The following is a 249-nucleotide window of genomic DNA, read 5'->3' on the forward strand; positions in this document are numbered from 1 at the left end:
TAGCACGCTGTACACCACGGAATTTTTTCAACGCCTCGCTGCACAGCTTTCCGATGATGGTGTAATGGTTTGCCAGTCGTTTTCACCCGAAGACGCACCCACTGTTTATTGGAGTATAGAACTCTCGTTAAAGGCTGCGGGACTTCACACACAATCCTATCACTGTCTGGTTCCTTCCTTTGGTGACTGGGGCTTTCACTTGGCAGCACCGAAACCACTCATCCGCAAGACAGACAGCATACCTGTACC

Annotated in this window: 1 protein-coding gene; it reads left to right on the forward strand. The window is 50.2% G+C overall.

Features of this window, described 5'->3' with window-relative positions:
* Nucleotides 1–7 precede the first annotated feature (7 nt).
* Nucleotides 8–249: spermine/spermidine synthase domain-containing protein (locus SB773_RS33650; RefSeq protein ID WP_486304334.1), on the forward strand; the 242-nt coding region annotated here is incomplete at its 3' end.

The sequence above is a fragment of the Bacillus sp. SIMBA_074 genome, assembly GCF_046534555.1.
In the GTDB taxonomy this organism is placed as follows: Bacteria; Bacillota; Bacilli; order Bacillales; family Bacillaceae_G; genus Bacillus_A; species Bacillus_A mycoides.